General features: G+C 72.3%; 25 protein-coding genes. 14 read left to right on the forward strand and 11 right to left on the reverse strand.

From position 1 onward, the window contains the following. Window positions 1-36 precede the first annotated feature (36 nt). Window positions 37-1,443 (forward strand): MFS transporter, encoded by a 1,407-nt coding sequence (locus tag ACIA8R_RS23990; protein ID WP_397040439.1) that lies wholly within the window; start codon window positions 37-39, stop codon window positions 1,441-1,443. Between the two features lie 49 nt (window positions 1,444-1,492). On the opposite strand, the gene ACIA8R_RS23995 is transcribed toward ACIA8R_RS23990, so the two are convergent. Beyond that, window positions 1,493-3,148: a hypothetical protein gene (locus ACIA8R_RS23995; RefSeq protein ID WP_397040441.1), complete on the reverse strand. Its 1,656-nt coding sequence runs from the start codon at window positions 3,146-3,148 to the stop codon at window positions 1,493-1,495. A 124-nt stretch (window positions 3,149-3,272) separates the two neighbouring features. On the opposite strand from ACIA8R_RS23995, the gene ACIA8R_RS24000 reads away from it, so the two are divergent. The 4 genes from ACIA8R_RS24000 (at window position 3,273) to ACIA8R_RS24015 (ending at window position 6,016) form a co-directional block, all read left to right on the forward strand. Next, window positions 3,273-3,872, forward strand: a complete 600-nt coding sequence (locus ACIA8R_RS24000) for a hypothetical protein (protein WP_364086131.1) — start codon at window positions 3,273-3,275, stop codon at window positions 3,870-3,872. A gap of 5 nt (window positions 3,873-3,877) precedes the next feature. Next, a complete protein-coding gene (locus ACIA8R_RS24005) occupies window positions 3,878-4,228 on the forward strand; it encodes a cupin domain-containing protein (protein ID WP_364086133.1) in 351 nt (116 codons plus the stop codon). A gap of 91 nt (window positions 4,229-4,319) precedes the next feature. Continuing rightward, a complete protein-coding gene (locus tag ACIA8R_RS24010) occupies window positions 4,320-5,393 on the forward strand; it encodes an adenosine deaminase (RefSeq protein WP_357702408.1) in 1,074 nt (357 codons plus the stop codon). Continuing rightward, complete coding sequence (locus tag ACIA8R_RS24015) at window positions 5,390-6,016, forward strand: PH domain-containing protein (RefSeq protein ID WP_357702409.1); 627 nt, start codon at window positions 5,390-5,392, stop codon at window positions 6,014-6,016. Before ACIA8R_RS24010 ends, ACIA8R_RS24015 begins: the two co-directional genes overlap by 4 nt. 35 nt (window positions 6,017-6,051) lie before the next feature. On the opposite strand, the gene ACIA8R_RS24020 is transcribed toward ACIA8R_RS24015, so the two are convergent. From ACIA8R_RS24020 to ACIA8R_RS24030, 3 genes are read right to left on the reverse strand one after another with little or no spacing between them, the layout of a single operon-like run. Further along, window positions 6,052-6,780, reverse strand: a complete 729-nt coding sequence (locus tag ACIA8R_RS24020; protein WP_397040444.1) for an enoyl-CoA hydratase/isomerase family protein — start codon at window positions 6,778-6,780, stop codon at window positions 6,052-6,054. Continuing rightward, window positions 6,777-8,264 (reverse strand): AMP-binding protein, encoded by a 1,488-nt coding sequence (locus ACIA8R_RS24025; RefSeq protein WP_397040446.1) that lies wholly within the window; start codon window positions 8,262-8,264, stop codon window positions 6,777-6,779. The genes ACIA8R_RS24020 and ACIA8R_RS24025 overlap by 4 nt, the downstream gene beginning before the upstream one ends. Further along, complete coding sequence (locus ACIA8R_RS24030) at window positions 8,224-8,895, reverse strand: TetR/AcrR family transcriptional regulator (RefSeq protein WP_364086140.1); 672 nt, start codon at window positions 8,893-8,895, stop codon at window positions 8,224-8,226. Before ACIA8R_RS24030 ends, ACIA8R_RS24025 begins: the two co-directional genes overlap by 41 nt. Window positions 8,896-9,012: 117 nt before the next feature. Between ACIA8R_RS24030 and ACIA8R_RS24035 the strand changes: the two genes are divergently transcribed. Genes ACIA8R_RS24035 through ACIA8R_RS24045 form a run of 3 tightly spaced genes read left to right on the forward strand, consistent with a single transcriptional unit; the run spans window position 9,013 to window position 11,251 of the window. Beyond that, on the forward strand, window positions 9,013-9,831 hold the full coding sequence (locus tag ACIA8R_RS24035) for a MerR family transcriptional regulator (protein ID WP_364086142.1): 819 nt from the start codon (window positions 9,013-9,015) through the stop codon (window positions 9,829-9,831). Then, entirely contained in the window at window positions 9,792-10,751 is a 960-nt protein-coding gene (locus ACIA8R_RS24040; protein ID WP_397040448.1) for a sigma-70 family RNA polymerase sigma factor, read from the forward strand. The genes ACIA8R_RS24035 and ACIA8R_RS24040 overlap by 40 nt, the downstream gene beginning before the upstream one ends. A 14-nt stretch (window positions 10,752-10,765) precedes the next feature. Beyond that, entirely contained in the window at window positions 10,766-11,251 is a 486-nt protein-coding gene (locus ACIA8R_RS24045) for a GyrI-like domain-containing protein (RefSeq protein ID WP_364086146.1), read from the forward strand. A 96-nt stretch (window positions 11,252-11,347) separates the two neighbouring features. Here ACIA8R_RS24045 and ACIA8R_RS24050 read toward each other — a convergent pair whose 3' ends face one another. Beyond that, on the reverse strand, window positions 11,348-12,853 hold the full coding sequence (locus tag ACIA8R_RS24050) for an MFS transporter (RefSeq protein WP_397040450.1): 1,506 nt from the start codon (window positions 12,851-12,853) through the stop codon (window positions 11,348-11,350). A 156-nt stretch (window positions 12,854-13,009) separates the two neighbouring features. On the opposite strand from ACIA8R_RS24050, the gene ACIA8R_RS24055 reads away from it, so the two are divergent. Continuing rightward, a complete protein-coding gene (locus tag ACIA8R_RS24055; RefSeq protein WP_357702424.1) occupies window positions 13,010-13,378 on the forward strand; it encodes a YciI family protein in 369 nt (122 codons plus the stop codon). Window positions 13,379-13,455: 77 nt separating this feature from the next. On the opposite strand, the gene ACIA8R_RS24060 is transcribed toward ACIA8R_RS24055, so the two are convergent. From ACIA8R_RS24060 to ACIA8R_RS24075, 4 genes are read right to left on the reverse strand one after another with little or no spacing between them, the layout of a single operon-like run. Further along, on the reverse strand, window positions 13,456-15,099 hold the full coding sequence (locus tag ACIA8R_RS24060) for a phospho-sugar mutase (protein ID WP_397040751.1): 1,644 nt from the start codon (window positions 15,097-15,099) through the stop codon (window positions 13,456-13,458). 38 nt (window positions 15,100-15,137) lie between these two features. After that, window positions 15,138-15,941: a purine-nucleoside phosphorylase gene (locus ACIA8R_RS24065; RefSeq protein WP_357702426.1), complete on the reverse strand. Its 804-nt coding sequence runs from the start codon at window positions 15,939-15,941 to the stop codon at window positions 15,138-15,140. Between the two features lie 3 nt (window positions 15,942-15,944). Then, complete coding sequence (locus ACIA8R_RS24070) at window positions 15,945-17,249, reverse strand: M20/M25/M40 family metallo-hydrolase (RefSeq protein ID WP_357702428.1); 1,305 nt, start codon at window positions 17,247-17,249, stop codon at window positions 15,945-15,947. Then, window positions 17,246-18,226: an Lrp/AsnC family transcriptional regulator gene (locus tag ACIA8R_RS24075; protein ID WP_357702430.1), complete on the reverse strand. Its 981-nt coding sequence runs from the start codon at window positions 18,224-18,226 to the stop codon at window positions 17,246-17,248. The genes ACIA8R_RS24070 and ACIA8R_RS24075 overlap by 4 nt, the downstream gene beginning before the upstream one ends. Before the next feature lie 113 nt (window positions 18,227-18,339). On the opposite strand from ACIA8R_RS24075, the gene ACIA8R_RS24080 reads away from it, so the two are divergent. Next, window positions 18,340-19,644 carry an MFS transporter gene (locus tag ACIA8R_RS24080; RefSeq protein WP_397040453.1) on the forward strand — a complete coding sequence of 435 codons (1,305 nt, stop codon included), beginning with the start codon at window positions 18,340-18,342 and terminating at the stop codon, window positions 19,642-19,644. On the opposite strand, the gene ACIA8R_RS24085 is transcribed toward ACIA8R_RS24080, so the two are convergent. Further along, window positions 19,641-20,066: a gamma-glutamylcyclotransferase gene (locus ACIA8R_RS24085; RefSeq protein WP_364086158.1), complete on the reverse strand. Its 426-nt coding sequence runs from the start codon at window positions 20,064-20,066 to the stop codon at window positions 19,641-19,643. The genes ACIA8R_RS24080 and ACIA8R_RS24085 overlap by 4 nt on opposite strands. Before the next feature lie 247 nt (window positions 20,067-20,313). On the opposite strand from ACIA8R_RS24085, the gene ACIA8R_RS24090 reads away from it, so the two are divergent. The 3 genes from ACIA8R_RS24090 (at window position 20,314) to ACIA8R_RS24100 (ending at window position 23,281) form a co-directional block, all read left to right on the forward strand. Then, window positions 20,314-21,708, forward strand: coding sequence for an NAD(P)H-quinone dehydrogenase (locus ACIA8R_RS24090; RefSeq protein WP_357702436.1), 1,395 nt, complete (start codon window positions 20,314-20,316; stop codon window positions 21,706-21,708). A 27-nt stretch (window positions 21,709-21,735) separates the two neighbouring features. After that, window positions 21,736-22,590 (forward strand): viomycin phosphotransferase, encoded by an 855-nt coding sequence (gene vph, locus ACIA8R_RS24095; RefSeq protein ID WP_397040456.1) that lies wholly within the window; start codon window positions 21,736-21,738, stop codon window positions 22,588-22,590. Between the two features lie 184 nt (window positions 22,591-22,774). Continuing rightward, window positions 22,775-23,281 (forward strand): hypothetical protein, encoded by a 507-nt coding sequence (locus ACIA8R_RS24100; RefSeq protein ID WP_364086164.1) that lies wholly within the window; start codon window positions 22,775-22,777, stop codon window positions 23,279-23,281. A gap of 83 nt (window positions 23,282-23,364) precedes the next feature. On the opposite strand, the gene ACIA8R_RS24105 is transcribed toward ACIA8R_RS24100, so the two are convergent. After that, window positions 23,365-23,910 carry a TIGR03086 family metal-binding protein gene (locus tag ACIA8R_RS24105; RefSeq protein ID WP_397040458.1) on the reverse strand — a complete coding sequence of 182 codons (546 nt, stop codon included), beginning with the start codon at window positions 23,908-23,910 and terminating at the stop codon, window positions 23,365-23,367. On the opposite strand from ACIA8R_RS24105, the gene ACIA8R_RS24110 reads away from it, so the two are divergent. Beyond that, complete coding sequence (locus ACIA8R_RS24110) at window positions 23,909-24,736, forward strand: DUF6597 domain-containing transcriptional factor (RefSeq protein WP_397040459.1); 828 nt, start codon at window positions 23,909-23,911, stop codon at window positions 24,734-24,736. The genes ACIA8R_RS24105 and ACIA8R_RS24110 overlap by 2 nt on opposite strands. Window positions 24,737-24,740: the final 4 nt, after the last annotated feature.

The following is a 24,740-nucleotide window of genomic DNA, read 5'->3' on the forward strand; positions in this document are numbered from 1 at the left end:
TTGCATTAGATGCGAGCGCATGTATTGTTCTGACTCATGTCCTCTTCCTCATCCCGTTGGGGCGCGCTCGCCGTGCTCTGTGCAGTGATCTTCCTTGACGCCCTTGACGTCTCCATGGTCGGTGTCGCCCTGCCGGCCATCCAGCACGACCTGGGCCTCAGCACCTCTTCCCTGCAGTGGGTGGTCAGCGGCTACGTGCTCGGCTACGGCGGTCTTCTGTTGCTCGGGGGCAGGACCGCCGACCTGCTCGGGCGGCGCAGGGTTTTCCTGGTCGCTCTGGGCGTCTTCGCCGTCGCGTCGTTGCTGGGTGGTGTCGTGGACGACGGGGGCCTGCTGATCGCCGCCCGGTTCGTCAAGGGGGTGGCCGCCGCCTTCACCGCGCCCGCCGCCTTGTCGATCATCACCACCACGTTTCCCGAGGGGCCGGAGCGCAACAAGGCATTGAGCATCTTCACCGCCTGCGCCGCCAGCGGCTACTCGCTCGGCCTCGTGCTCTCCGGCCTGCTGACCGGGCTCGGCTGGCAGTGGACGCTCCTCATGCCGGTGCCGGTCGCGGTCATCGCGCTGATCGCCGCGTTGAAGGTGCTGCCGAAGGGCCAGGAGGAGCGCGCCGAGGGCGGTCACGACCTCATCGGCGCCGTGCTGATCACCGCCTCGATGTTGCTGCTGGTCTTCACCGTCGTGCAGGCTCCCGAGGCCGGCTGGGCCTCGTTCCGGACGATCGGCTCGCTGGTGGCCGTGGCGGTGCTGCTCGGCCTGTTCGTCTTCACCGAGCTGCGGTTGAAGCACCCGCTGGTGCGGCTCGGCATCCTGCGCTCGGGGCACATCGTGCGGGCCAACCTCGGGCTGCTCATCCTGATGGGCTCGTACGTGGCCTTCCAGTTCGTGGCCATGCAGTACTTCCAGAACCTGCTGCACTGGTCGGCGCTCGGCACGGCCCTGGCGTTCCTGCCCGCGGGCCTGCTCGTCGCGGTCACCTCGACCAAGATGGGCGACTTCGCCGACAGGTTCGGCACCGGCAAGCTGATCGTCATCGGCGCCGCGGCCCTGGCCGGCGGGTACGCGGTCTTCCTGGGCATCGACGAGACGCCGAGCCTCGGCGGCCTGGTGATCCCCGGCATGGTCCTGCTGGGCGTGGCCTTCGCCCTGTCCTTCCCCGCGCTGAACATCCAGGCCACCAACGGCGTGGACGACGACGAGCAGGGCCTGGCCTCCGGGCTGCTCAACACCTCCGGCCAGGTCGGCGGCGCGATCGTGCTGGCCGTGGTGACCGCCGTGCTCACCTCGGGCGGCGAGACGCTGTCGATCGGCGCGCTGCGCTCGGCGATCGTGGTCGCGCTGGTGCTGGCCCTGGTCGGGCTGGTGATCTCGGCCACCGGCCTGCGCTCGGGCAAGGCCGCCGCGGTCGAGCAGGAGGACGCGAAGGTCTTCGAGGCCGTCTGACCTCCGCGCGGCAGGGAAGAGGGTTCCGCTCGAAGCGGGGCCCTCTTCCTCATTCCTCCAGCGCGCCGATCGGGTCGGAGTAGTCGATCCACTCCGTCGCGGAGTCGTCGAAGGCGGTGGCCTCGCCGGTGCGGACGTCCACCTGGATCAGGTACACGTCCTCGCGGTCCCACAGGCGCACGAGGACCTTGCCGGGGCCCAGCCAGCGTTCCACCCTGATCACTTCGAGGTCGTCGTCGTCCAGGCGGGTGCGGGGGCCGGCGACGCGGCCGGTGCGGGCGTCCATGGTGACCAGCCGGGCGTCGGCCGTCACCAGGGCCAGAAGGCGGCCGTCGGGCGAGAGCGCGGCGCCGTGCTCGACGAGGGCGGGGTCGATCCGGAACCCCTTCGTGCGGGTGCGCGCGCCGTCCAGCCTGAGCGTGCTGACGGAGGCGTGGCCGGGCACGTCGGTGGTGTCCCGGCGTTCGGCGACCACGCGCGTGCCGTCGTCGTCCACGGCCAGGATCTCGACGTCCTCGCCGCGTACGGTGCTGGTCGTGCCCGTCCGGAAGTCGAGCACCGCGCCGTCGCCGGACGCGCCGAAGGACAGCGAGAAGTAGCGGCCGTCCGGGGACGACGCGATGTGCGCCTCGCCGTCCCCGGCCGTCGCCTCGATGCGCTTGACCGCGCCCGTGGGCAGGTCGTGGACCAGGTAGCGGCCCTGGGGGTTCTGGTAGGCGAGCCGGTGGCCGTCCTGGCTGAGGGCGAGCGGCATGGAGTCGCCGGTGGCCGGGTCGTAGCCGGCCCGCGCGCCCGGCAGCCGCCACTCCGTGCCCGATCGGGTCGTGAGCACCCACTGGCCGCAGGGCCGGGGGTCGTGGGCGTCCACCTCGGCGTCGCGGCAGTAGCCCGGATAGGCGAAGCGGACCGGGTCGGGGAGCGCGGCGGGCAGCGGGTCGCGGGTCTCCTCGGCGGCGCCCGCCGCCCCGGGGTCGAAGGGGGAGCGGGCCATCGCCTCGTTCACGTTGTCGGCCACCGCGGACAGGCCCGCCACGACCGTCGCGACCAGCGCGGCGACCAGGCCGGCGGAGGCGAGCGTCCACACCGACGCCCGTACCCTGCGCCGCGTCGTGAGCCGGCGCAGGACGGTGCCGGCGAGGTCGGTGCGCGGCAGCTCGGCGGCCAGGGAGAGCAGGGCGGCGCGCAGGGCCGGATCCGCGTCCTGACCCTCCTCCGCCGGGGCGGCGGGCTCGGGGGCGGCGCCGAGCGTCCAGGGGGAGGAAGGCGTCGTGTCGGTCCGGGGAGGCTCGTCCGGGAACAGGTGCGGGTGGGAGGCGCGGAGCCGGGCGCGGGCCCGCCGCAGCTCGTCGTCCAGGGCGCCGGTCCACAGGCCCGTGACCGCGGCCGCGTGCGGGAGGCTCAGCCCGTCGTGGAAGGTGACGACGACGGCCGCGCGGGTCGTCGGGGCGAGCCCGGTGAACAGGTGGCCCTCCGGCAGCGGCCAGGGCTCGCCCGTCGCGCCCAGGAACCGTCCGTACAGCTCGCGCAGCACCGCGTCGGCCGGGCGGTGGTAGCGGATGGCGGACCACCGGCGGCAGGCCGCGAGCAGGGCGTGGACGGTCAGCTCGCGCGCCTTGTCCACGTCGCCGGTCAGCAGGTACGCCGTCCGCGCGAACGAGGGCTCATAGGACGCCAGAAAAGCCGATAAGTCGTGGGATTTGCTCACTTGTATGACTCCTTGGAGGTTGATCAGCGTAGAGGCAGTCCCGGCCGCGCGGAAGTGCCCCGGAAACCCGGACCGATCCGCCGTGGAGCCGCTTGCAGGCCCGTGGGCTGGGCATCTACCGGGCATGCGCCCGTCATCCCCGACCTGCGACCGGTCGTCGCGCCTTCGCCTCGTCGCGCCGCTCGCCTGCCTCGCCGTGCTGACCGCGTGCGGCACCGTCACGCAGACCGCCCGGCTGGACACCCCCGCGGAGACCAGCCCGGCCGCCACCCCACGCAGCACCCCCTCCGACGTCCCCACCAGCACCGCCGAGGTGGACGTCGAGCGCGACGGCCTCGACCCGGCCGTGGTGACCGGCGTCCGGTACGCCACCCACGACGGCTACGACCGGGTGGTCATCGACCTCAAGGGCGACATTCCCGGATACAAGGTCAAATGGGTGGACGAGTTCCTGGAGGACGGTTCCGGCGAGCCCATGGGCGTCCGCGGCGGCGCGTACCTGCAGCTCACCCTGGTCCCCGCCAACGCGCACGACGACGACGGCTATCCCACCTGGAAGGGCGGCCCCGTCTACCCGGCCAACCTCAAGAACGTCTCCGACGTCGTCAGGACCGGCGACTTCGAGGGACGCGTGGGCATCGGCCTGGCGCTCGCCCACAAGGCCGGCTTCCGGGTGAAGGAGCAGTCCGCGCCGAGCCGGCTGGTGCTCGACGTGGCACACTGATCCCCGTGGTGAGAAAGATCGAGGGCCCGACCCGCATCCCCGTCCCCGGCGGCAAGCTCATCGACGAGCACGTGGGGCGCGTCAACAGTGGCGACGAGCAGGTCTCGATCGCCCACATGACCGCCCCGCCCGGCTGGGCCGAGCCCGCCCAGACGCCGTCGTTCACCGAGTACACCGTGGTCCTGCGCGGCAGCGTGCTCGTCGAGCACGACGGCGGCACGGTCGAGATCGCCGCCGGCCAGTCGGTGGTGACCTCGCCGGGGGAGAAGGTGCGCTACAGCGCGGGCCCCGACGGCGCCGAGTACGTCGCCGTGTGCCTGCCCGCCTTCGCGCCGGAGGCCGCGGGCCGCGACTGACCCGGGAGGCCGCGCGGGTGTGCCGGAGGGGTCGTCCACAGGCGGGCGCGACGTGTGCGGCGGCGGAGGAGTGTGCTCATATCATGGCCAGATGAGCCCCACGCTTGACAAGATCCGGCTGGCTCCCAAGGTGTTGTTGCACGATCACCTCGACGGCGGGCTGCGCGCCGAGACGATCGTCGAGCTCGCACGGGAGATCGACTACGGGCGGCTGCCCTCCACCGACCCCGACAACCTGCGCCTGTGGTTCGAGGAGGCCGCCGACTCCGGGTCGCTTGAGCGCTACCTGGAGACCTTCGACCACACGGTCGCGGTCATGCAGACCCGCGAGTCCCTGGTCCGGGTGGCCGCCGAGTGCGCCCGCGACCTCGCCGACGACGGCGTGGTCTACGCCGAGGTGCGTTTCGCCCCCGAGCAGCACACCACCATGGGGCTGAGCCTCGACCAGGTGGTGGAGGCGGTGCTCGAAGGGTTCACGCTCGGCTCGCAGGGGCGCGGCATCCGGGTCGGCACGCTGCTGACCGCGATGCGGCACATGGCGCGTTCGATGGAGATCGCCGAGCTGGCCGTGCGCTACCGCGACGCCGGCGTCGTGGGGTTCGACATCGCCGGGGCCGAGGCCGGCTACCCGCCCACCCGGCACCTCGACGCCTTCGAGTACCTGCAGCGGGAGAACGCGCACTTCACGATCCACGCCGGCGAGGCGTTCGGGCTGCCGTCGATCTGGCAGGCCATCCAGTGGTGCGGCGCCGACCGGCTGGGCCACGGCGTGCGGATCATCGACGACATCGCGGTGGCCGGCGACGGGTCGGCCAAGCTGGGGCCGCTGGCGGCGTACGTGCGCGACAAGCGCATCCCGCTGGAGATGTGTCCCACGTCCAACCTCCAGACCGGGGCCGCCGCCTCGATCGCCGAGCATCCCATCGGGCTGCTGCGCAGGCTGCACTTCCGGGTCACCGTCAACACCGACAACCGGCTGATGAGCTCCACGAGCGTGTCGCTGGAGTTCGCCAAGCTGGTCGAGGCGTTCGGCTACGACTGGGACGACCTCCAGTGGTTCACGGTCAACGCGATGAAGTCGGCCTTCCTCCCGTTCGACGAGCGGCTGGCGCTGATCAACGGCGTGATCAAGCCGGGGTTCGCGCAGATCAAGTGGCAGCCGTGAAGCACACCTACCGGTCCAAGACCGCCTTCGTGCTGGGCTGCGCGTGGCTGGTCTTCGTGGCGTTCAACGTGTGGGACCTGACGGCCCACTACAACGGCAAGCCGTCCATGGTGGCGCTGGCCGTGCTCGGGGCGATGTCGGCGCTCGTCTACGCGATCGCGATCAGGCCCGCCACCGTGGTCGGCGAGGAGGGCCTGCTGGCCCGCAACCCGCTGCGCACGACGTTCCTGCCGTGGGCGTCCGTCGGCGAGGTGACGGTCACCCACTCCATCGCGGTCCGCCACGGCGGCGAGGGCGCCGACGAGCAGGTGCTGCGGTTGTGGACGCCGATGAGCAGCGCCCGCGAGCGGTCCAAGGCGCAGCGGCGCGGTGTGCCCAAGCCCGAGCGCGGCGGCCGGTTCCGGGTCGAGACCACGGTGAGCAAGGCCGAGCAGGCCGCCGCCGAGGCGTTCACCGGCAAGACGCACGCCGACTTCGTGGGCGACCAGATCCGCGACCGCGCCGAGGCCGCCCGCCGCCGCGAGGAGCCGGCGACCCCGGCCAGGGTCACCTGGTCCTACGACTCGATCGCGGTCCTCGTGGCCGCGGTCGCCCTGATCGTCGCCGCCGTCGTCATCGCCTGACCGTCCGCCGGCCCGGGCGGGCGGGCGGCGCGATGTCAGGAGGTCCGGCGGGTGAGGAAGCGGGTCATGCCTGCCTGGGCCAGGCCCGCCCGCTCGACCTGCCGGGCCGCCTCGGTCTCGGCCTCGAAGGCGCGCTCGACGTCGGCGAGCGCCGGGCGCAGCAGCCGGAGGTGCGTGGCGGTGGCCGTGCCCGGCCGCGTCCAGTGGCGCACCCGCGCGATCGCCGTCTCCACCAGCTTCTCGGCAGGCACGAGCTCGTCCAGCAGCCCGGTCTCCAGCGCGCCGGCGGCGTCCAGGCGGGCCGAGTCGAGCACCAGTCGCAGCGCCCGGCCGCCCGCCAGCCGGGGCAGCAGGTGACCGGCGGCGTTCGAGATCGACAGGCCGAGGTGGTTCTCGGGGAAGAAGTACTCGGCGGCCGGGGCGCCGAGGCGCGTGTCGAAGCAGAGCGTCCACTCGGCGGCGCCGCCGACGGCCAGGCCGTTGACCGCGGCGACCACCGGCACCTCGGTCTCCAGCACGGCCCTGGTCATGTCGTGGAACAGCTCCACCTCCGCCTCCAGCGGCTTGCCCGCCGCCTCGGCGATGTCCTCGCCCGCCGAGAAGGCCCGGCCGGCGCCGGTCACCACGATGCCCCTCGCCGTACGGCCGTGCGCGCGGACGGCCGCGGCCAGGTCCCTGCGCATGCCGGCGGTGAGGGCGTTCAGTTTCTCGGGGCGCGTGAGGGTGATCAGGGCCACCTCGTCGCGTACGGTCACGTCGATCATGCCGGGTCCTCCGTGGGGATGGCGGGGGCAGCGCGCTGGTCGCGGCCGGGGCGGAGCAGGTGGCGCTTCTCGATGCGGGCGGACGGGGTGAGCGTGAACGACTCCACGAACTCCACGTACGCCGGGATCTTGAAGCGGGCCAGGCGTTCCCTGGCATGGGCGATGACGGCGGCGGCCGTGCCCGCGTCGGCGGCGTGTCCGGGGCGGAGCTGGATGAACGCCTTGGGCAGCTCGCCGAAGAGGTCGTCGGGGATGGGGACCAGGGCCGCGGACAGGACCGCGGGATGCCCGGCGAGCACGCTCTCGACCTCGGCGCACGAGATGTTCTCACCGCCCCTGCGGACCATGTCCGTCAGCCGCCCGGCATGTCGGATACGCCCTAGCTCGTCGCGTACGCCCAGGTCGCCGGTGTGGTACCAGCCGCCGCGGAAGGCGTGCGCGGTGGCCTCGGGATGGTTCCAGTAGCCGTTCATCATGGGTGCGCCGCGGACCAGGATCTCGCCGGTCTCGTCGTCGAGCCGGACCTCCTTGCCGGGCGGCGGCGTGCCCATCGCACCGGTGCCGACCGTGTCGTCCGCGTCCGGGGCGGCCATCAGGTCGCAGCCGCTCTCGGTGGAGCCGTACAGCTCGCGCCAGGGTGCGCCCCAGCGCTCCTCGAACGTGCGGTGCAGGCCCGGGACGATGCCGGAGCAGAGCACGAGCCGCATCCGGTTGTCGCGGTCGAGGGGGCTCGGCGGCTGCTTGTGCATCAGCAGGGGCATGGTGCCCAGCACGTACGTGAGGGTCGCGCCGTGCTCGCGGACGGCGGGCCAGAAGCCGGAGGCGGAGAAGCGCGGGAGGACCACCAGCGGGATGCCGCCGGCCAGGCAGAGCAGGGTGGTCCATTGCGGGTCCATGTAGGAGTACGCCTGGGCGATCAGCAGGACGTCATCGTCGCGCAGGTGTACGAGGTCGGCGACGACCCGCGCGGTCCTGATCCAGTAGTCGTGGGTGAGCAGGCAGGCTTTGGGGAAGCCCGTCGTCCCCGACGTGTACTGGAAATTAGCGACATTGTCCGCGCTGGGGGATATGTCGAGAGGTGGGCCATCTGTCAGCGTGTCCACGAGGTGCACCACGCCGGGCACGCGCGCCGCGTGGGCCCGTCCGGCCAGGGTGGCGACCGCGCCGGAATCGCGCAGGACGTGCTCCAGGTCGGCGGCCTGGTAGCGGACGTTCACGGGGACGGTGACCGCCCCCGCCTTCAGGACGGCGAACCAGCTCAACGGCCACCACGGCTCGTTGTCCAGCATGACGGCCACCCGGTCGCCGGGGCGTACCCCTCGGGCGGCCAGCGCGCGGGCCAGGCGGTCGGACTCGGCGTCGGCCTCGGCGAAGCTCAGCGAGGTCGCGGGGACGGTCGGTGAGGGGGCGGGGAAGCGGAGGAACTCGCGTTCGCCGTACGTGCTAGCGGCGGTCCTCAGCAGGTCGGGGATCGTGGTGTGCATCCGGCGGCTCCCACGGGAAGTCGGGCAGCAGGCGTGGATCGAGGGGCGCCACGACCGGGACGGCGGCGCGCACGGCGGCCAGGCCGATCGTGACGAACTCCGCGCACACCTGCTCCAGCGTCGAGTCCCCGTCGGGGCGGTACCACTCGCTGGTGCCGGTGCACATGGACATGAGCGCGAGGCGGGTCAGCCTCTGGTCGGCGAGGTGGAAGACGCCCTCGGCGACGCCGTCGGCCAGGGCGCTCCTCCAGTGGCTCTCGTAGGCGTCGCGCAGGGCGATGACCTCGGTGTGGGCGGGGGAGCCGGGGGTGAGGGAGCGGAGCTCGCCGTCCATGACGCGGCTGGTCAGGGGGCTGCGCGCGTGCAGGGCGGTGAGCGAGGTGATCAGCAGGGCGAGGCGGTCGGCGGGACGCGTGGCCCCGTCCAGGACGCGGGCGGTCGAGTCGATCAGGCCCTGGAGGCCGGTCCGCATGAGGTCGGCGAGCAGGGCTTCCTTGCTGGGGACGTGGTGGTAGATGCCGGCGTTGGTCAGGTTCGCCGCCCTGGCCAGGTCCCTGATGCCGGTGGCGGCGAAGCCCTGCCGGGCGAAGAGCCGCACGGCCGCCGTCCTGATCCGGAGCAGTGCGTCCACGTCCACGGCCACCTACCGAACGTTCGGTTGCTTGTTACGCTGGAAATTACCCCATGTCTGTAGAAACCGCCATAGGTTGACTCTGACACCGTGTGAGCCCCTACTCCTGGAGCGGACATGTTCAGCATCGGAGAATTCGCCAGGCTGGGGCTCGTGTCCGTACGCATGCTCCGCCACTACGACGCCATCGGTCTGCTGCGTCCCGCGCAGGTGGACCCGCTCACCGGTTACCGGTCCTACCAGGCCGCGCAACTGGCCAGGCTCAACCGCATCGTCGCCATCAAGGACCTCGGCTTCACGCTGGACCAGGTCCGGGCGATCCTGGACGAGAAGGTCAGCACCGAGGAGCTCCACGGCATGGTACGGCTGCGCCGCGCCCAGCTTGAGGCGCAGATCAGCGCCGACCTGGCCAGGCTGCGCGGCGTCGAGGCGAGACTCCGCAGCATCGAGACGGAGGGTCAGATGAGAACCGCGGAAGTCATGCTGAAGAAGGTCAGCCCGGTACGGGTCGCCCAGCTCAGCGCCAGAGCCGCCAGCTACGAGGGCGAGGACGTCGGCCCGGTGATCCAGCCGCTGTTCGCCGAGATCTGCGCCCGCGTGGAGCAGGCCGGCCTCAAGGTGGTCGGCCCCGGCCTGGCCCACTACCGCCAGGAGGACGACGGCTCGGTCATGGTCCACGCCTGCCTGCCGGTCAACGCCGACCCCGACCCCCGCCACGACTTCGAGATCAGAGACCTGCCCGCCATCGGCACGGCGGCCACGATCATCCACCACGGCCCGATGGAGGCCGTCGGGCCGACCTTCCAGGCCCTGGCCCACTGGATCGAGGAGAACGGCTACCGTTCGCTCGACCTGGCGCGCGAGGTGTCGCTGCACTGCCCGGACGACCGCGCGGAATGGGTGCACGAGCTGCAGATCGAGGTGGCCCCGATCTAGTGGAGGCGACCGAGCTGGAACACCACCGGGTCGAGCTGACCGGTTACTGCTACCGCATGCTCGGCTCGGGCTTCGAGGCCGAGGACGCGGTGCAGGAGACGTTCGTCCGGGCCTGGCGCACGTACCAGGCCGGGCGGGGGCCGTTGCGCCCGTGGTTGTTCCGGCTCGCCACGTCCGTCTGCCTCGACATGCTGCGCGGGCCGCAGCGGCGGGCGCGGGCGATGGACCTCGGGCCGGCGGCGCGTCCGGGTGACCCGCTCGGCGAGCCGCTGCCCGGGGACGCCTGGGTGTGGCCCGTCCCCGACGACCGCGTGCTCCCGGCCGACCCGGCGGAGCTGGCGGTGGCCAGGGAGAGCGTGCGGCTGGCGTTCGTGGCCGCGTTGCAGCGGCTGCCGGCGCGGCAGCGGGCCGTGCTGATCCTGCGTGACGTGCTGAAGTGGCAGGCCGCCGAGGTGGCGGGCCTGCTGGAGATGAGCGTCGCGTCCGTGAACAGCGCGTTGCAGCGCGCCCGCGCCCGCCTGCCCGCCGTCACCCCGGAGGACGCCGAGGTGGACGAGAGGCTGCTCGACCGCTACGTCTCGGCCTTCGAGCGGTACGACGTGGACGCGCTGGTCTCGCTGCTGCGCGAGGACGCGACGATGTCGATGCCGCCGTTCGCGTGGTGGTTGCGCGGCCGGGAGGCGATCAGGGCGGTCCTGGTGGCCGCCGCGGCGCCCTGCGACGGCACCCGCCTGCTGCCGGCCAGGGCGAACGGCGCGCCCGCCTTCGCCCAGTACCGGGACGGGAAGGCGTTCGCCCTGGTAGTCCTGGAGATCGGCGGCGGAGTCGTCACCGGCATGACCACCTTTCTCGATCCCGGGCTCGTGTCGTCCTTCGGCCTGCCGATGAGTTTCGGGGGCGCGCTCCGTACTGACAGGTGAAGGAGGACAGACACATGCCACAGATCGTCGAATTTCCCGAGCGTCCTTACATCGGGATCCGGAAGACCATCACGATGACCAGCTTCGGCCTCGTCGGGGACCGGATCGCGGAGATGATCGGCTGGCTCGCCGAGCGCGGGCACACGCTCGCCGGAGCCCCGTTCTTCCGGTACGACAGCATCGACCTGCCGCAGGACCGGCTGGTGGTGGAGGCGGGCGTGCCCGTCACCGCGCCCGTGGCGGGGGAGGGCGAGTTCCACGCGGGCACGCTGCCCGCGGGCCGTTTCGTCACCGAGACCCACCACGGCCACCCCGACCAGCTCTCCGGCGTCATCGAGTCGGTGCTGACGTGGGCCGCCGAACAGGGCCTGACCTGGGACATGACCGAGAAGGGCGGGACCGAGCACTGGGGCTGCCGGCTGGAGCTGTACCGGACGGACCCGCGGGTCGAGCCCGACCTGAACAAGTGGGACATCGACCTGCAGTTCCGCCTGGCCTGACACTCGGCCGGATGACGCGGCCCGTCATCCGGCCCCTCATCCGGCCAGAAACCGGGCCTGTCATCCGGCCCCTCACCGGGCCAGTCATCGGGCCCGTCACGCCGCTTCGGTGCGGGGCAGCCGTGAGGTCAGCAGCGCGGCCAGCACGAACAGGGCCGCGCCCGCCAGGCCGATCGTCACGAGCCCGCTGACGAACGCGGCGTGACTGGCCCGCAGCAGCTCGGCGGCCTGTGCCGGGGCGAGCCGCGCGGCCACGGCCGCCGCGCCCGCCACGGTCTCCCTGGCGGCCTCGGGCACGTCCGCGGGCAGGGCGTGGTGGTAGACGGCCGCGCCGACCGTGCCGAGCAGGGCCAGGCCGAGCGTGCCGCCGAGGAAGTTGCCGGACTCGGCCAGCGAGGCCGCCGACCCGGCCTTCTCCGGCGGCACGGAACCGACCACGATCCCCGTGCCCAGGGCGAACAGCGGGCCGGTGCCCAGCGCCAGCACGGTGATGGCGGTGATCACCACCGGCAGCCCGGACCCGGCCTGCGTGAGCAGCGCCGCCCCGGCGGCCGACAGCGTCAGGCCGCCCACGACGGCCGTCCGGGGGGCCAGGCGGCGGGTGAGCCCCGGGGTCAGCGTGGTGCCCAGCGCGACGCCGAGCCCCATGGGCGCGAACCACAACGCCGACTGCGCCGGGGTGTACCCCAGCACCGACTGCAGGAGCTGGGTGACCAGGAGACCGGTGCCCGCCATCGCGATCCCGGCGAGCACGAGCGCGGTCAGGATCAGGGTGAGCGGCCGCTGGGCGAACAGGCGCAGGTTGAGCAGGGGAGCGTCGAGCGTGAGCTGCCGCCGTACGAACGCCGCCCCGAACGCGAGACCGACCGCGATCACCGCGAGCGGCACGCCGGGCCCGGCCGACACCGACGAGGCGGCCAGCTCCTTGACGCCCCAGACCACCGGCAGGATCGCCAGCATCGACAGCGCCACGCTGACCAGGTCCATGCGCCCGCCGTCCGGGTCGCGGAACTCCGGCAGCAGCAGGACGCCGGCCACGAGCAGCACCACGATCACCGGCACGGCCAGCAGGAACACCGACCCCCACCAGAAGTGCTCCAGGAGCAGCCCGCCGACGACCGGCCCGAGCGCGGCCCCGGCGAACTGGCAGGTGGCCCAGACGGCGATGGCCGTGCCGCGCTGCCGGGCGTCGCGGAACATGTTGGTGATGAGCGCGAGCGTGGAGGGCATGAGCGTGGCCCCGGCCACGCCCAGCACGGTACGGGCGGCGATCAGCATGGCGGGGCCGGTCGCGTACGCCGCCACGACGGAGGCGACGCCGAAGGCCGCCGCGCCGGTCAGCAGCAGCCGGCGGCGGCCGATCCGGTCGCCGAGGCCGCCCATGGTGATCACCAGCCCGGCGACCATGAACCCGTAGATGTCGATGATCCACAACTGCTGGACGGCGCCGGCCCCCAGGTCCACGCTCAGCCGGGGCAGCGCCAGGAACAGCGCGTTGATGTCGACCGCGACGAGCAGGGTCGGCAGGGCGAGCACCGCCAGCCCGGCCCATTCGCGCCGCCCGGCCCGGGGCTCGGCGGCGGTCTCGGTGAGATTCGGCATGTCGGCACCCTCCTGGTGTCATCGGTTCCGCCAGGAGGTCGGAGCGGGGGGCGCGCGCTCGACATGCTTTCCGGAGAAGTTCCGCGGGGATGTCGAGAGGGCCGCGCCGGCTCCGACTCCAGCACGACGGAACTCGCACGACCACGAGGAGAGACGATGAAGTTTCTGCTGATCATGCAGGTGAACCAGCAGGTCATGGACACCCTGACCGAGGAGCAGCGCGAGCTGATCATGAACGGCCACGGCGCGTTCATGAAGACGATCCAGGAGTCGGGCGAGATGATCGGCACGCAGGCGCTCGGCGACCCGTCGACCAGCGCCGTCGTCCGCACCCGCAACGGGCTGCCCGCCGTGACCGACGGCCCCTACCTGGAGGCCAAGGAGTACATGGGCGGCTACTACATCGTCGACTGCGAGAGCCGCGAACGCGCGATCGAGCTGGCCGGGATGATCCCGGACAGCCGGATCGAGGGCCTGGCCGTCGAGGTCCGGCCGATCATGTTCTCGGCCGGCGCCGACATGTGACCCCGAGACCCCGGGCCCGCGACGCGACGCGGGCCCGGCCCCCCGGAAACCCCTGGCCCGAGCGGGACCGGAGGCGCTCAGAGTTCCAGGGCGGTGGTGAGGTCGGCCTTCAGGGCGTCGAGGTCGCGGGCGGCGGACGCGCGGGCCTGCGACACCTCGCCCGCCACCGGCACCACCACCTCCAGGTAGCACTTCAGCTTCGGCTCGGTGCCCGACGGGCGGACCACGACGCGGCCGCCGTCCGACAGGCGGAAGCGCAGGCCCTCGGTCGGCGGCAGGCCGCCGTCGCCGCGGCTCAGGTCGTCGACGGCCTCCACCGCGTGGTCGCCGAGCCGGGACGGCGGGGCGGCGCGCAGGCGGTCCATCGCCCCGGAGATCAGCGACAGGTCGGCGACCCGGAAGCTGAGCTGGGACGTCGCGTGCAGGCCGTACCGGACGGCCTGGTCGTCGAGCAGGTCGAGCAGGGTGCGCCCGTCGCGCTTGGCGGCGGCGGCGACGGCCGCCACGGTCAGGGCCGCGCCGATGCCGTCCTTGTCGTGGACCGGCAGGCCGGCGTCGGAGCCGACGCTGTAGCCGATGGCCTCCTCGTAGCCGAAGACCAGGCCCTCGCCCGCCTTCATGATCCACTTGAACCCGGTCAGCGTCTCGCCGTAGCGCACGCCGTGGGCCTGGGCGATCTTGCTCAGCAGCGTCGAGGAGACGATCGTGGTGGCCACCAGGCGGTCGCCCGTGGTGTGCGTGATCACGTGCTCGGCCAGCAGACCGCCGACCTCGTCGCCGGTCAGCATGCGGCACGTGCCGTCGGGCAGCGGCACGCCGACCGCGCACCGGTCGGCGTCGGGGTCGTTGGCCAGGATCAGGTCGGAGCCGAGCTTGGCGGCCAGCGCGACGGCCAGGTCCATCGCCCCGGGCTCCTCCGGGTTGGGGAAGGCCACCGTCGGGAAGTCGGGGTCGGGGTTGCGCTGCTCCTCCACGGCCATCGGCGTCTCGAAGCCGGCCGCGAGGAAGGCGCCCGTCAGCGTCCCGGAGCCCACCCCGTGCAGCGGCGTGTACGCCACCCGCAGGTCGCGCGCCTCGCCCAGCGGCAGGGCGGTCACCGCGTCGATGTAGTCGTCGACGATGTCCTCGCCCAGCTCGGTGAGCGTGCCGGGGCCGTCGAGGGGGAGCTGGTCGACCCGGCCCGCGGCGTCGATGGCGGCCGAGATCTCCCGGTCGACCGGCGGCACGATCTGCGAGCCGTCGCCCCAGTAGACCTTGTAGCCGTTGTCCCTGGGCGGGTTGTGGCTGGCCGTGACCGTCACGCCCGCGTCGGCCCCGAGCTGGCGCACGGCGAAGGCCAGCACCGGCGTGGGCAGCGGGCGCGGCAGCAGCGAGACGTGCAGTCCCGCGCCGGTCAGGACGGCGGCGGTGTCCCTGGCGAACACGTCGGACTTGTGCCGGGCGTCGTAGCCGATCACGACGTGCTTGCCGGGGCCGAGCACACCGGCCAGACCGGCGGCGGCGCGCATGACGGTGACCCGGTTCATCCGGTTGGGGCCCGCGCCCAGCTCGCCGCGCAGGCCGGCGGTGCCGAACTCCAGCTTGGCCTGGAACCGCTCGCGCAGGGCGGGCAGGTCGTCGTCCTCCAGGAGGCCGGACAGCTCGGCCCGGGTGTCCGGGTCGGGGTCCTGGGCCAGCCACTGACGGGCGCGGCGCAGCAGGTCGGCGTCGACGGGCGGCAGCGGCACGTCACCGCCGGACTCGGGCGGGAGGCCGGGGGTCACAGGCGGTCCACCACCTTGGCCAGCAGCACGCCCATGCGGGCGGCCGTGGCGCGGCCCACCTCCAGGACCTCCTCGTGGTTGAGCGGCTCGCCGGACAGGCCCGCCCCCGGGTTGGTGACCAGGGAGACGCCGAGCACCTCCAGGTTCGCCTCGCGGGCGGCGATGGCCTCCAGCACGGTGGACATGCCCACCAGGTCGCCGCCGAGCGTGCGCAGCATCCGGATCTCGGCCGGCGTCTCGTACGTCGGGCCGCGGAAGGCCACGTAGACGCCGTCGGCCAGGGTCGGGTCGATCTCGCGGACCAGGGCGCGCAGGCGGCGCGAGTAGACCTCGGTGAGGTCGATGAAGGTGGTGCCGGTGATCGGGTTGGCGCCGGTCAGGTTGACGTGGTCGCTGATCAGGACCGGGTCGCCGACGTTCTGGGTCTCCGGCCGCAGACCGCCCGCCGCGTTGGTCAGGACGATCGTGCGCACGCCCGCCGCGGCCGCCGTGCGCACGCCGTGGACGACCGCGTCGACGCCCAGGCCCTCGTACAGGTGGGTGCGGCCGAGGAAGACCAGCGCGTGCCGCCCGGACGGGGTGCGGACGACGCGGATCTTGCCACCGTGCCCGGCCACGGCCGGGGCGCGGAAGCCGGGCAGATCGGTGAACGGGATCTCGGCCACGGTCTGCCCGATCGCGTCAGCGGCGGGAACCCACCCCGACCCCATGACGAGGGCCACGTCGAAGGTGTCGAGGCCGGCCGCGCCGGTCAGGGCGGCGGCGGCCTCTACGGCCAGGGTGTATGCGTCGTTGCTCACATCTCAGTAGTTTAGGAGCAGCCTGTCTAGGACCCGCACCCCGAACTGCAGCGCGTCCACCGGCACCCGCTCGTCCACGCCGTGGAACATCGAGGCGAAGTCCATGTCGCCGGGCAGCCGCAGCGGCACGAACCCGAAGCCGCGCACCCCGAGGTCGGCGAAGAAGGTCTTGTTGTCGGTGCCGCCCGACATGCAGTACGGCACCGCCCGCGCTGTCGGGTCCTCGGCCTTCAGCGCCGCGATCATCGACTCGACCAGCGCGCCGTCGAACGTCGTCTCCAGCGCGATGTCGTGGTGCACGAACTCGCGGCGCACGTTCGGCCCGATGAGCGAGTCGACGGTCTTGAAGAAGTCGTCCTCGAAGCCGGGCAGGAAGCGCCCGTCCACGACGGCCGTGGCCTGGCCGGGGATGACGTTGGACTTGTAGCCGGCGTCGAGCTGGGTCGGGTTGGTGGTGTGGCGGAGCGTCGCGCCGACGAACCGCACCAGCGGGCCGAGCTTGTCCAGCAGCGGGGCCGGGTCGTCCTCGTCGAACGGCAGGCCGAAGGCGTCGGCGACCTCGGTGAGGAACTGGCGCACGGTCGGCGTGTAGGTCAGCGGCCACTCGTGCCCGCCGAGCCGGGCCACGGCCTTGGCGACCTCGGTGACCGCGTTGTCGGAGTTGAGCATCGAGCCGTGCCCGGCGGTGCCGTCGGCGACCAGCTTCATCCAGGCCAGGCCCTTCTGGGCCGTCTCGATCAGGTACAGCCGCAGCGACGGGTCGACCTCCAGCGAGTAGCCGCCGACCTCGCTGATGGACTCGGTCACGCCCTCGAACAGCTCGGGGTGGTGGGCCGTGAGGTACTTGGCGCCGTACACGCCGCCGGCCTCCTCGTCGGCGACCCAGGCGAAGACGATGTCGCGGCGCGGGCGGCGTCCCTCGCGCTTCAGCTGGCGCAGCACGGCCAGCATCATCGCGTCCATGTCCTTCATGTCCACGGCGCCGCGGCCCCAGATGTAACCGTCCCTGACCTCGCCGGCGAAGGGGTCGACCGACCAGTCGGCGGCGTTGGCGGGCACCACGTCGAGGTGGCCGTGGACGAGCAGCGCCGGCAGCGACGGGTCGGTGCCCTCGACGCGGGTGACCACGTTGCCACGGCCCGGCTCGCTCTCGACGTACGTCGCCTCGATGCCGACCTCGTCCAGCCGGGCCATGACGACCTCGGCCGCGGCCCGCTCACCGGGGCCGCTGCCGTCCCCGTAGTTGCTGCTGTCGACGCGGATCAGCTCCACGCACAGGTCGGCGACTTCCTTCTCGGCAGGTGTCATGGCGTCTTCTCCAGGGTGAGCAGTCCGGACTTGTGGAGGTGGCCGCGTTTGTACGCGCGGGTGATGAGGGTCAGGTCGCTGTCGGTGATCTCGTCGAGCCGGCCGAGCACGTCGGTCATGAAACGATAGAGGTCCGCCTCATGGGCCACCGCCACCTGCACGATGAGGGAGTGGGTGCCCGACGTGGCGGCGCAGTAACGCACGTTGGGGTGCGCGGCCAGGCGCCGGCCGGTCTCGCCGAGCCCGTACGGCCGCACCTTCAGCCACAGCATGGCCTCGACCTCCAGCCCGAGCAGCGCGGGCTCGACCTCGGCGCGCGGCAGCAGTAACCGCCGGTCGATGAGCGAGCCGACCCGCCGCCGGGCGGTCGGCACGGAGAGGTCGAGCCGTTCGGCGATCGTGGTGAAGGCGGCCCGGCCGTCGGCCGCCAGCAGTTCGGCGATCTCCTTCTCCAGCGGCGACAGGCCGTCCTCGTCGGGCAGGTCGGGCGGCGGCGGCGCGGGGCGCAGCTCGGCGACCTCCCGCTCGGTCAGGAAGGGCGCGTGCCACTCGGCCACGGTCGTGAACGTGTGCAGCACGACCTGGGTCTGCGTCTGGAGCACGCCGTCGATGTCGCTGATGTCGTGGGACAGGATGGTGTGCAGGTCCTGCCGGGACGGCGGCACCAGCTCGCAGGCCAGGTCGGCGGCCCCGGTCAGCGCGTAGACCGACCGCGTGTCGCGCCGGTCGGTGAGCGACCTGGCCACCTGGGCCGCCGTGCCGGGCCGCACCTGGACGTGCAGGTGCGCGGGGCGGCCGTGGCCGGTGCGCAGGTCGTCGTAGATCGCGGTGACACGGACGACGCCGTCGGCGATGAGCCGCTGGAGCCGGCGGGCGACCGTGCGTTCGTGCTCGCCCACCGCCCGGCCGATCTCGCCCCACGTGGCGCGCGGGCTGACCTGGAGCGCGGCGACGAGCCGTCGGTCGAGAACGTCCACCTGCAACCGCTTCCGTGTCGGGTTTGTTAATAATTGCCCAGACATTTGACTGTTTCGGTCTTCCGAATGCACAGTAAGCCATCACCCCACGTGTCAGCAAAAGGAGACATGCCGTGTCGACCTCCCCCGTCGCGCAATCGCCGCTCGGCATACCCAAGAGCAGGGTCCGTCAGCTCATGGCGGCCAGCATCGGCAACGTGGTCGAGTGGTACGACTGGTACGCCTACACCTTCCTGGCCACGGTCTTCTCGGCGCAGATCTTCCCCGACAGCTCGGGCAACAGCCTGGTGCCGCTGCTGAGCTCGTTCGCGGTCTTCGCGGTGGGCTTCTTCATGCGGCCCCTCGGCGGCCTGCTGGTGGGCGCCTTCGCCGACCGGTACGGCCGCAAGTCCGCCATGACCTTCACCATCGTCCTGATGGGCGGCGGCTCGCTGCTGCTCGGCCTGACCCCCACCTACGAGGCCGCGGGGCTGCTGTCACCGGTCATCCTGACGCTGGCCCGGCTCGTCCAGGGCCTGTCCGTGGGCGGTGAGTTCGCCGCCGCCACCACGTTCCTCGTCGAGTCGGCCCCGCCGCGCCGTCGCGGCCTGTTCTCCTCCTTCCAGTACGTCAGCACCACCATCGGCCAGCTCATCGCCTCCGGACTGGCCGCGGTGCTCACCGCGACGCTGGTCAAGGAGGACATGAGCTCCTACGGCTGGCGCATCCCGTTCCTGGTGGGCGCACTGCTCAGCCTCGTCGGCCTGTGGATCCGCAAGGGCGCCGACGAGACCTCGGCGGTCGCGGAGGAGATCCAGCGGGGTGAGGTCAAGCGGCCGGGCATGTTCGAGTTCCTCAGGCTCCACCCGAAGTCCGCGCTCACCATCGTCGGCATCACGATCGCCGGCACCGTCGCGTACTACACCTGGACCAGCTTCCTGCCCACCTACGCGCAGATCACGGTCTCGTTCGACAAGGCCGAGTCGCTGCAGGTCGGCACGATCTCGCTGGTGTTCTTCATGTTCTTGCAGCCGCTGCTCGGCCTGCTGTCGGACAAGATCGGGCGCAAGCCGATGCTGATCGCGTTCGGGCTCGGCTTCCTGATCCTGCCGGTGCCACTGCTCGGGCTGCTCACCGACTCCTTCGCGAGCCTGCTCGTCGTGCAGATGATCGGCATGGTGTTCCTGGGCTGCTTCACCTCGGTCTCGGCCGCGGTGAACTCCGAGCTGTTCCCGACCCGGGTGCGGGCGGCGGGGGCCGGGTTCCCGTACTCGCTGACCGTGGCGATCTTCGGTGGCACCGCGCCGCTGATCGGCACCGCGCTCCAGAAGGCGGGCAACCCTGGGATGTTCCCGTGGTACATGTCCGCTCTGGCCCTGATCTCCACGCTGGTCTACGTCTTCGTGCTGCGTGAGACCAAGGACGAGCCGCTGCGCTAGGGCGCCGAGGTGCAGGGGCGCTCCCGCAGCTCCTTGACGTAGTCGTCGGGGGCGCCCGCACGCTCGGCCGCGTCGGCCAGGTTGCACAGGTAGCGGGCCGAGGGCAGGCCGCCCTCGTAGCCGTCGAGCACGTAGAACCAGGCCACGGCCTCGCCGTCGAGGGTCTGCACCCGCAGCCGCACCTTGTGGTACGCCCCGCGGACCGCGCCCTCCCACTGGTCGAGCGAGGTCTCCTCCCATTCGGGCACGTCGTAGAGCACGACGAAGACGTGCTCGTCGGGATCCTCCACGATGGTGGCGAGCGAGCTCTCCCACTTGCTGTCGGTGCGGCCGAAGGTCAGCCGCCAGCCGGTCAGCCAGCCGACCCCCCAGATCGGGGAGTGCGGGGCGCGCATGGCCATCTGCTCGGGGTCCATGTTCATCCCGTAGGAGGCATACAGCCGTAGATCATTCGGCTTCCCTGATTGATCCGAAAGCCACGCCACGATCCACCCCTCTCGCCGGGTGCCGCTCGTCATCCAGCTACCGCGCCATCCTGCCACGCTGACCCGGCGTGTCGGTCCATCAAGCCGGGCACGGAAGGCCCATGTGTCCCCCATGTCCACGGGAGCGTCATCCCGCCATGGCCCGGTTGCGGCTTCCGGGGGCACGTGCGGGAGAATGGGACACGTGACGAGGATCGTGATCATTGGTGGCGGACCAGGCGGCTACGAAGCGGCGCTGGTGGCCGCCCAGCTAGGCGCGCAAGTCACGATGGTCGAGCAGGACGGCCCGGGCGGAGCCTGCGTGCTCACCGACTGCGTGCCGTCCAAGACGCTGATCGCGACCTCCGTCCGCAAGCAGGCACTTCTCGACGCGCCCTCGCTCGGCGTGTCGTTCTCGGGCGGCCCCGACGGCGACGCGGGCGTGGTCGGCGTCGACCTGCCGCTGGTCAACAAGCGGGTCAAGGAGCTGGCCCAGGCCCAGTCGGCCGACATCGCGACCCGGGTCGAGGCCGAGGGCGTCGAGATCATCAAGGCGCGGGGGCGGCTGGTCGATCCGCAGGTCGTCCGCGCGGGCGACCGTACGATCAGGGCCGACGTGGTGCTGGTGGCCACCGGCGCGACGCCGCGCGTGCTGCCGGGGGCCGAGCCCGACGGCGAGCGCATCCTCACCTGGCGGCAGCTCTACGACCTGGAGGAGCTGCCCGAGCACCTGATCGTGATCGGCTCCGGCGTGACCGGCGCCGAGTTCGCCGGCGCCTACCGCTCGCTCGGCGCGGAGGTCACCCTGGTCTCCAGCCGCGACCGGATGATGCCCAACGAGGACGCCGACGGCGCCGAGGTGCTCGAAGAGGTCTACCGGCGGCGCGGCATGAACGTCATGGGCCGCTCGCGCGCGGCCTCCGTCAAGCGCACGGCCGACGGCGTGGTGGTGACCCTGGAGGACGGCCGCACGGCCGAGGGCTCCCACGCGCTGATGACGGTCGGCATGGTCCCCAACACCGGCGGCATGGGCCTTGAGGAGGCCGGCGTCCAGCTCGACCGCAACGGCTTCGTCAAGGTCGACAAGGTCTCCCGCACCTCCGCGCCCGGCGTCTACGCGGCCGGCGACTGCACCGGCGTGCTCATGCTGGCCTCGGTCGCCGCCATGCAGGGCCGCATCGCCGTGTGGCACGCGCTGGGCGAGGCCGTCCAGCCGCTGCGGCTGGCCACGGTGGCCTCCAACATCTTCACCGACCCAGAGATCGCGGCGGTCGGCGTGGCGCAGCGCTCGATCGAGGCGGGCGAGATCGACGCGAACGTGGTCAAGCTGCCGCTGGCCACCAACGCGCGGGCCAAGATGCAGGGCTTCAACGACGGCTTCGTCAAGCTGTTCTGCCGCCCCCACACCGGCATCGTGCTCGGCGGCGTGATCGTGGCCCCGCGCGCCTCGGAGCTGATCCTCGCGGTGTCGCTGGCCGTGCAGCAGCGGCTGACGGTCGACCAGGTCGCCCACACGTTCGCGGTCTACCCGTCGCTGTCGGGCTCGATCACCGAGGCGGCCCGCCGTCTCATGCAGCCCGAGGCCGCCATCGGCATCTAGCGCCGTGGCCGATGACGCCCTGAGGAGATGTCGCGGGTGAATCGTGCTCTGCTGAGCCGGCTGCTGCCGGGCGTCGACCTGGAGGACCTCACCGTCCGTCAGGGGCAGTTCCACCAGGTGGTGATCGGCGCGGACCAGGTCGTGTGCCTGCCTCGCACCGAGGCCGCCGCCACCCGGCTGCCGCAGCGGGCCGCCGTCCTGCGCCTGCTCGCCGGGTTCGAGCTCGGGTTCCGTACGCCCCGGCCGCTGTCGGAGGGCGGCGGCCACGGCGCGGACCAGCCGCGGTTCCTGGTGCTCAGCCGCGTTCCCGGAGCCCCGCTGGAGGCCGAGGCGCTCGAAGATGCCCGGGTGGCCGAGGCCGCGGCGGCTCAGTACGTCACGCTGCTCACCGAACTGGCCAGGATCGGCGCCGAGGAGAGCGTGCGAGCGGCCCTGCCGGCGCCGCGCGATCGATGGCGGGAGTTCGCGGCGGACGTCCGCGCCGAGCTGTTCGGGCTCATGTCCGACGGCGGGCGCCGGCGGGCCGAGCGGGAGCTCGCGGCGCTCGACGGCCTTCCGCACGTCGCCGACGCGGTGGTGCACGGCGATCTCGGCCCCGAGAACGTCCTGTGGGAGTGCGCGGACGGACTGCCCGTGCTGGGCGGGGTGATCGATTGGGACGAGGTCACGATCGGCGATCCCGCCGAGGACCTCGCGGCCGTCGGAGCCGGCTACGGCACGCGGTTCCTGGATCGGGTGCTCGCGCTGGGCGGCTGGTCGGACAGCGGGACGGCCGGCCGCATCGCCGTCATCCGGGCGACCTTCGCCCTGCAACAGGCCCTGTCCGCGCACCGGGACGGTGACGAGGAAGAACTGGCGGACGGCCTGACCGGCTACCGCTGAAGCCGTCCCCGTCGTCGACGGACCGACCTGCGCGGTTTCCTCGTCGTCCCGGAGCACCCGGACCTGGTCTTCAAGGACGACCTGCGGCTCGGGGACGTCTCGCCGGCCCGTTTGCCATGACACTCATTGGATAGTAGCATTATCCAATGTTCGGATAACTCTACTATCCAATGAGGTGTTCCCGGTGACTGTGATCGTTCTCTTGGTGGCGACGGTGGGCTTCCGGTTGCTGGGCGTGCTCGGGGTGCGGCGGTTCGGCACGTGGCAGGTGTCCGTGGCGCACGGGCTGGCGGTGATGCTGGTCATGACGGGAAGCGCGCACTTCGTCCCCGAGGGTGTGACCTTCATGCCGAACCATGGCGACCTGGTGCGCATGGTGCCACCTTTCGTGCCGTTCCCGGCCGCGATGGTCTACCTGACCGGCGTGTTCGAGCTGGCCGGGGCGCTCGGGCTGGTGCTGCCGGGCACGCGCCGGGCCGCCGGGCTCTGCCTGGCTCTGCTGTTCGTCCTCCTGCTCCCGGCGAACATCTACGCGGCGGTCTCCGACGTGCCGTTCGCGGGCGGGGAGGCGTCGCCCTTGTGGCAGCGCGTTCCGGAGCAGGTCCTGTACATCGCCGCGGCGCTCGTCGCCGTCGGGCGGCGTGCCGTCCCTGCCCGGGAGGGCGCGGAGCCCGTCACTGCCGGGCGTTGATTCGTTGCCTGACCCAACCAGGGGCCTGCTGACGGGCCCCGCGGGGGCGCTGCGCGCATGTGGAGCTGCCGCAGCGCACCCTCTCAGGGCCTCCAGGCCGGGTCGCGGCCGATCAGGCCGAGCAGGCGGTCGAACGGCGGGGCGTCGTCCGGCACCGCCACCGGCGGCCCGAACGCCCCCTGCCGCCGGCCCATCTCCACCGTCTCCTCGGTGAACCGCAGCCCCCGGGACACCGCCTCCGCGTCCGGTTCGTACGCCTGGTCGGTGGCCCTGGCCAGGTCCCAGCCATGGACGACCATGTCGACCAGCCACAGGTGGGCCACCACGGGCATCGGCAGGCCGCCCAGCGCGTCGCAGGTGCCCTCCCACGCCTCCGGCCGCGACCAGGCGTCCAGCATGCGCCCGGCCCGCTCGGGGAAGTCGCCCGCGTACGGGCCCTGCTCGGTGCGCTCCCCGCCGCGCGCCAGCGACTCGAACATCTCCGCCACCCATTCCAGGTGGCTGACCAGCGCCTTGACGTCGAACTCCGCGCAGGGCGTCGGGGAATCGAACTGCTCGGGCCGCACCCCGGTCACCAGACCCGCGGTCCGGTCGGTGGCCCGCGCCATCAGCGGCATCATGTCTTCCATGGCAGACATGATGTCCCGCCTGCCCGAGGCACGGCTTGTAGAAACGCGACAGCGCGGCTGGGTCAACCCGTACGCGGGGCTCGCCGCCTTCGATTTCGCGCGGCAGGCGCCGTCGCCGGAGCTGGCCGCGTACGTGGACCACTTCTGGGTCGTCACCTGGACCGACCTCGCCGAGCCGTACGAGCAGCGCATCCTGTCGCACCCGACCGTGAACATGACGATCGTCCAGGACTTCCACCAGGTCGCGGGCGTGATCGACGGTGGGTTCTCGTACACGATGCGGGGCAGCGGCCGGGCGCTCGGCACCCGCTTCCGCCCCGGCGGCTTCCGGACACTGCTCGGCGCCCCGGTGTCGGAGCTCACCGGCCGGTTCGTGGAGATCGGCGAGATGTTCGCGGCCTCCGGCCCGGCCCTGGTCGAAGGCGTGCTGGCCGAGCAGGACCCGGGCGCCGCCATCGCCTTGGTGGAGGCGTTCCTGCTGGAGCTCGGGCCCGAGCCGGACCCGCTGGCCGAGGAGGCCGCGGCGCTGGTGGGGATGGTGGAGGACGACGTGACCGTGACCAGGGTCGACGAACTGGCTGCCAGAGCGGGCCGGTCGGTGCGCTCGCTGCAACGACTGTTCCGGGACTATGTCGGCATCGGCCCAAAATGGGTGATCCGCCGCTTCCGGCTGCACGAGGCCGCGGAACGCGTGCAGCAGGGCCTCGACCTCGCCACGCTCGCCGCCGAGCTCGGCTACACCGACCAGGCCCACCTGACCCGCGACTTCACGGCCGCCGTCGGCATGCCGCCCGCGGCCTACGCCCGCCTCAACCCCCGGGCCTGACGCC

Origin of the sequence: Nonomuraea sp. NPDC051191, assembly GCF_044455665.1 — a bacterium.
Lineage (GTDB): Bacteria > Actinomycetota > Actinomycetes > Streptosporangiales > Streptosporangiaceae > Nonomuraea.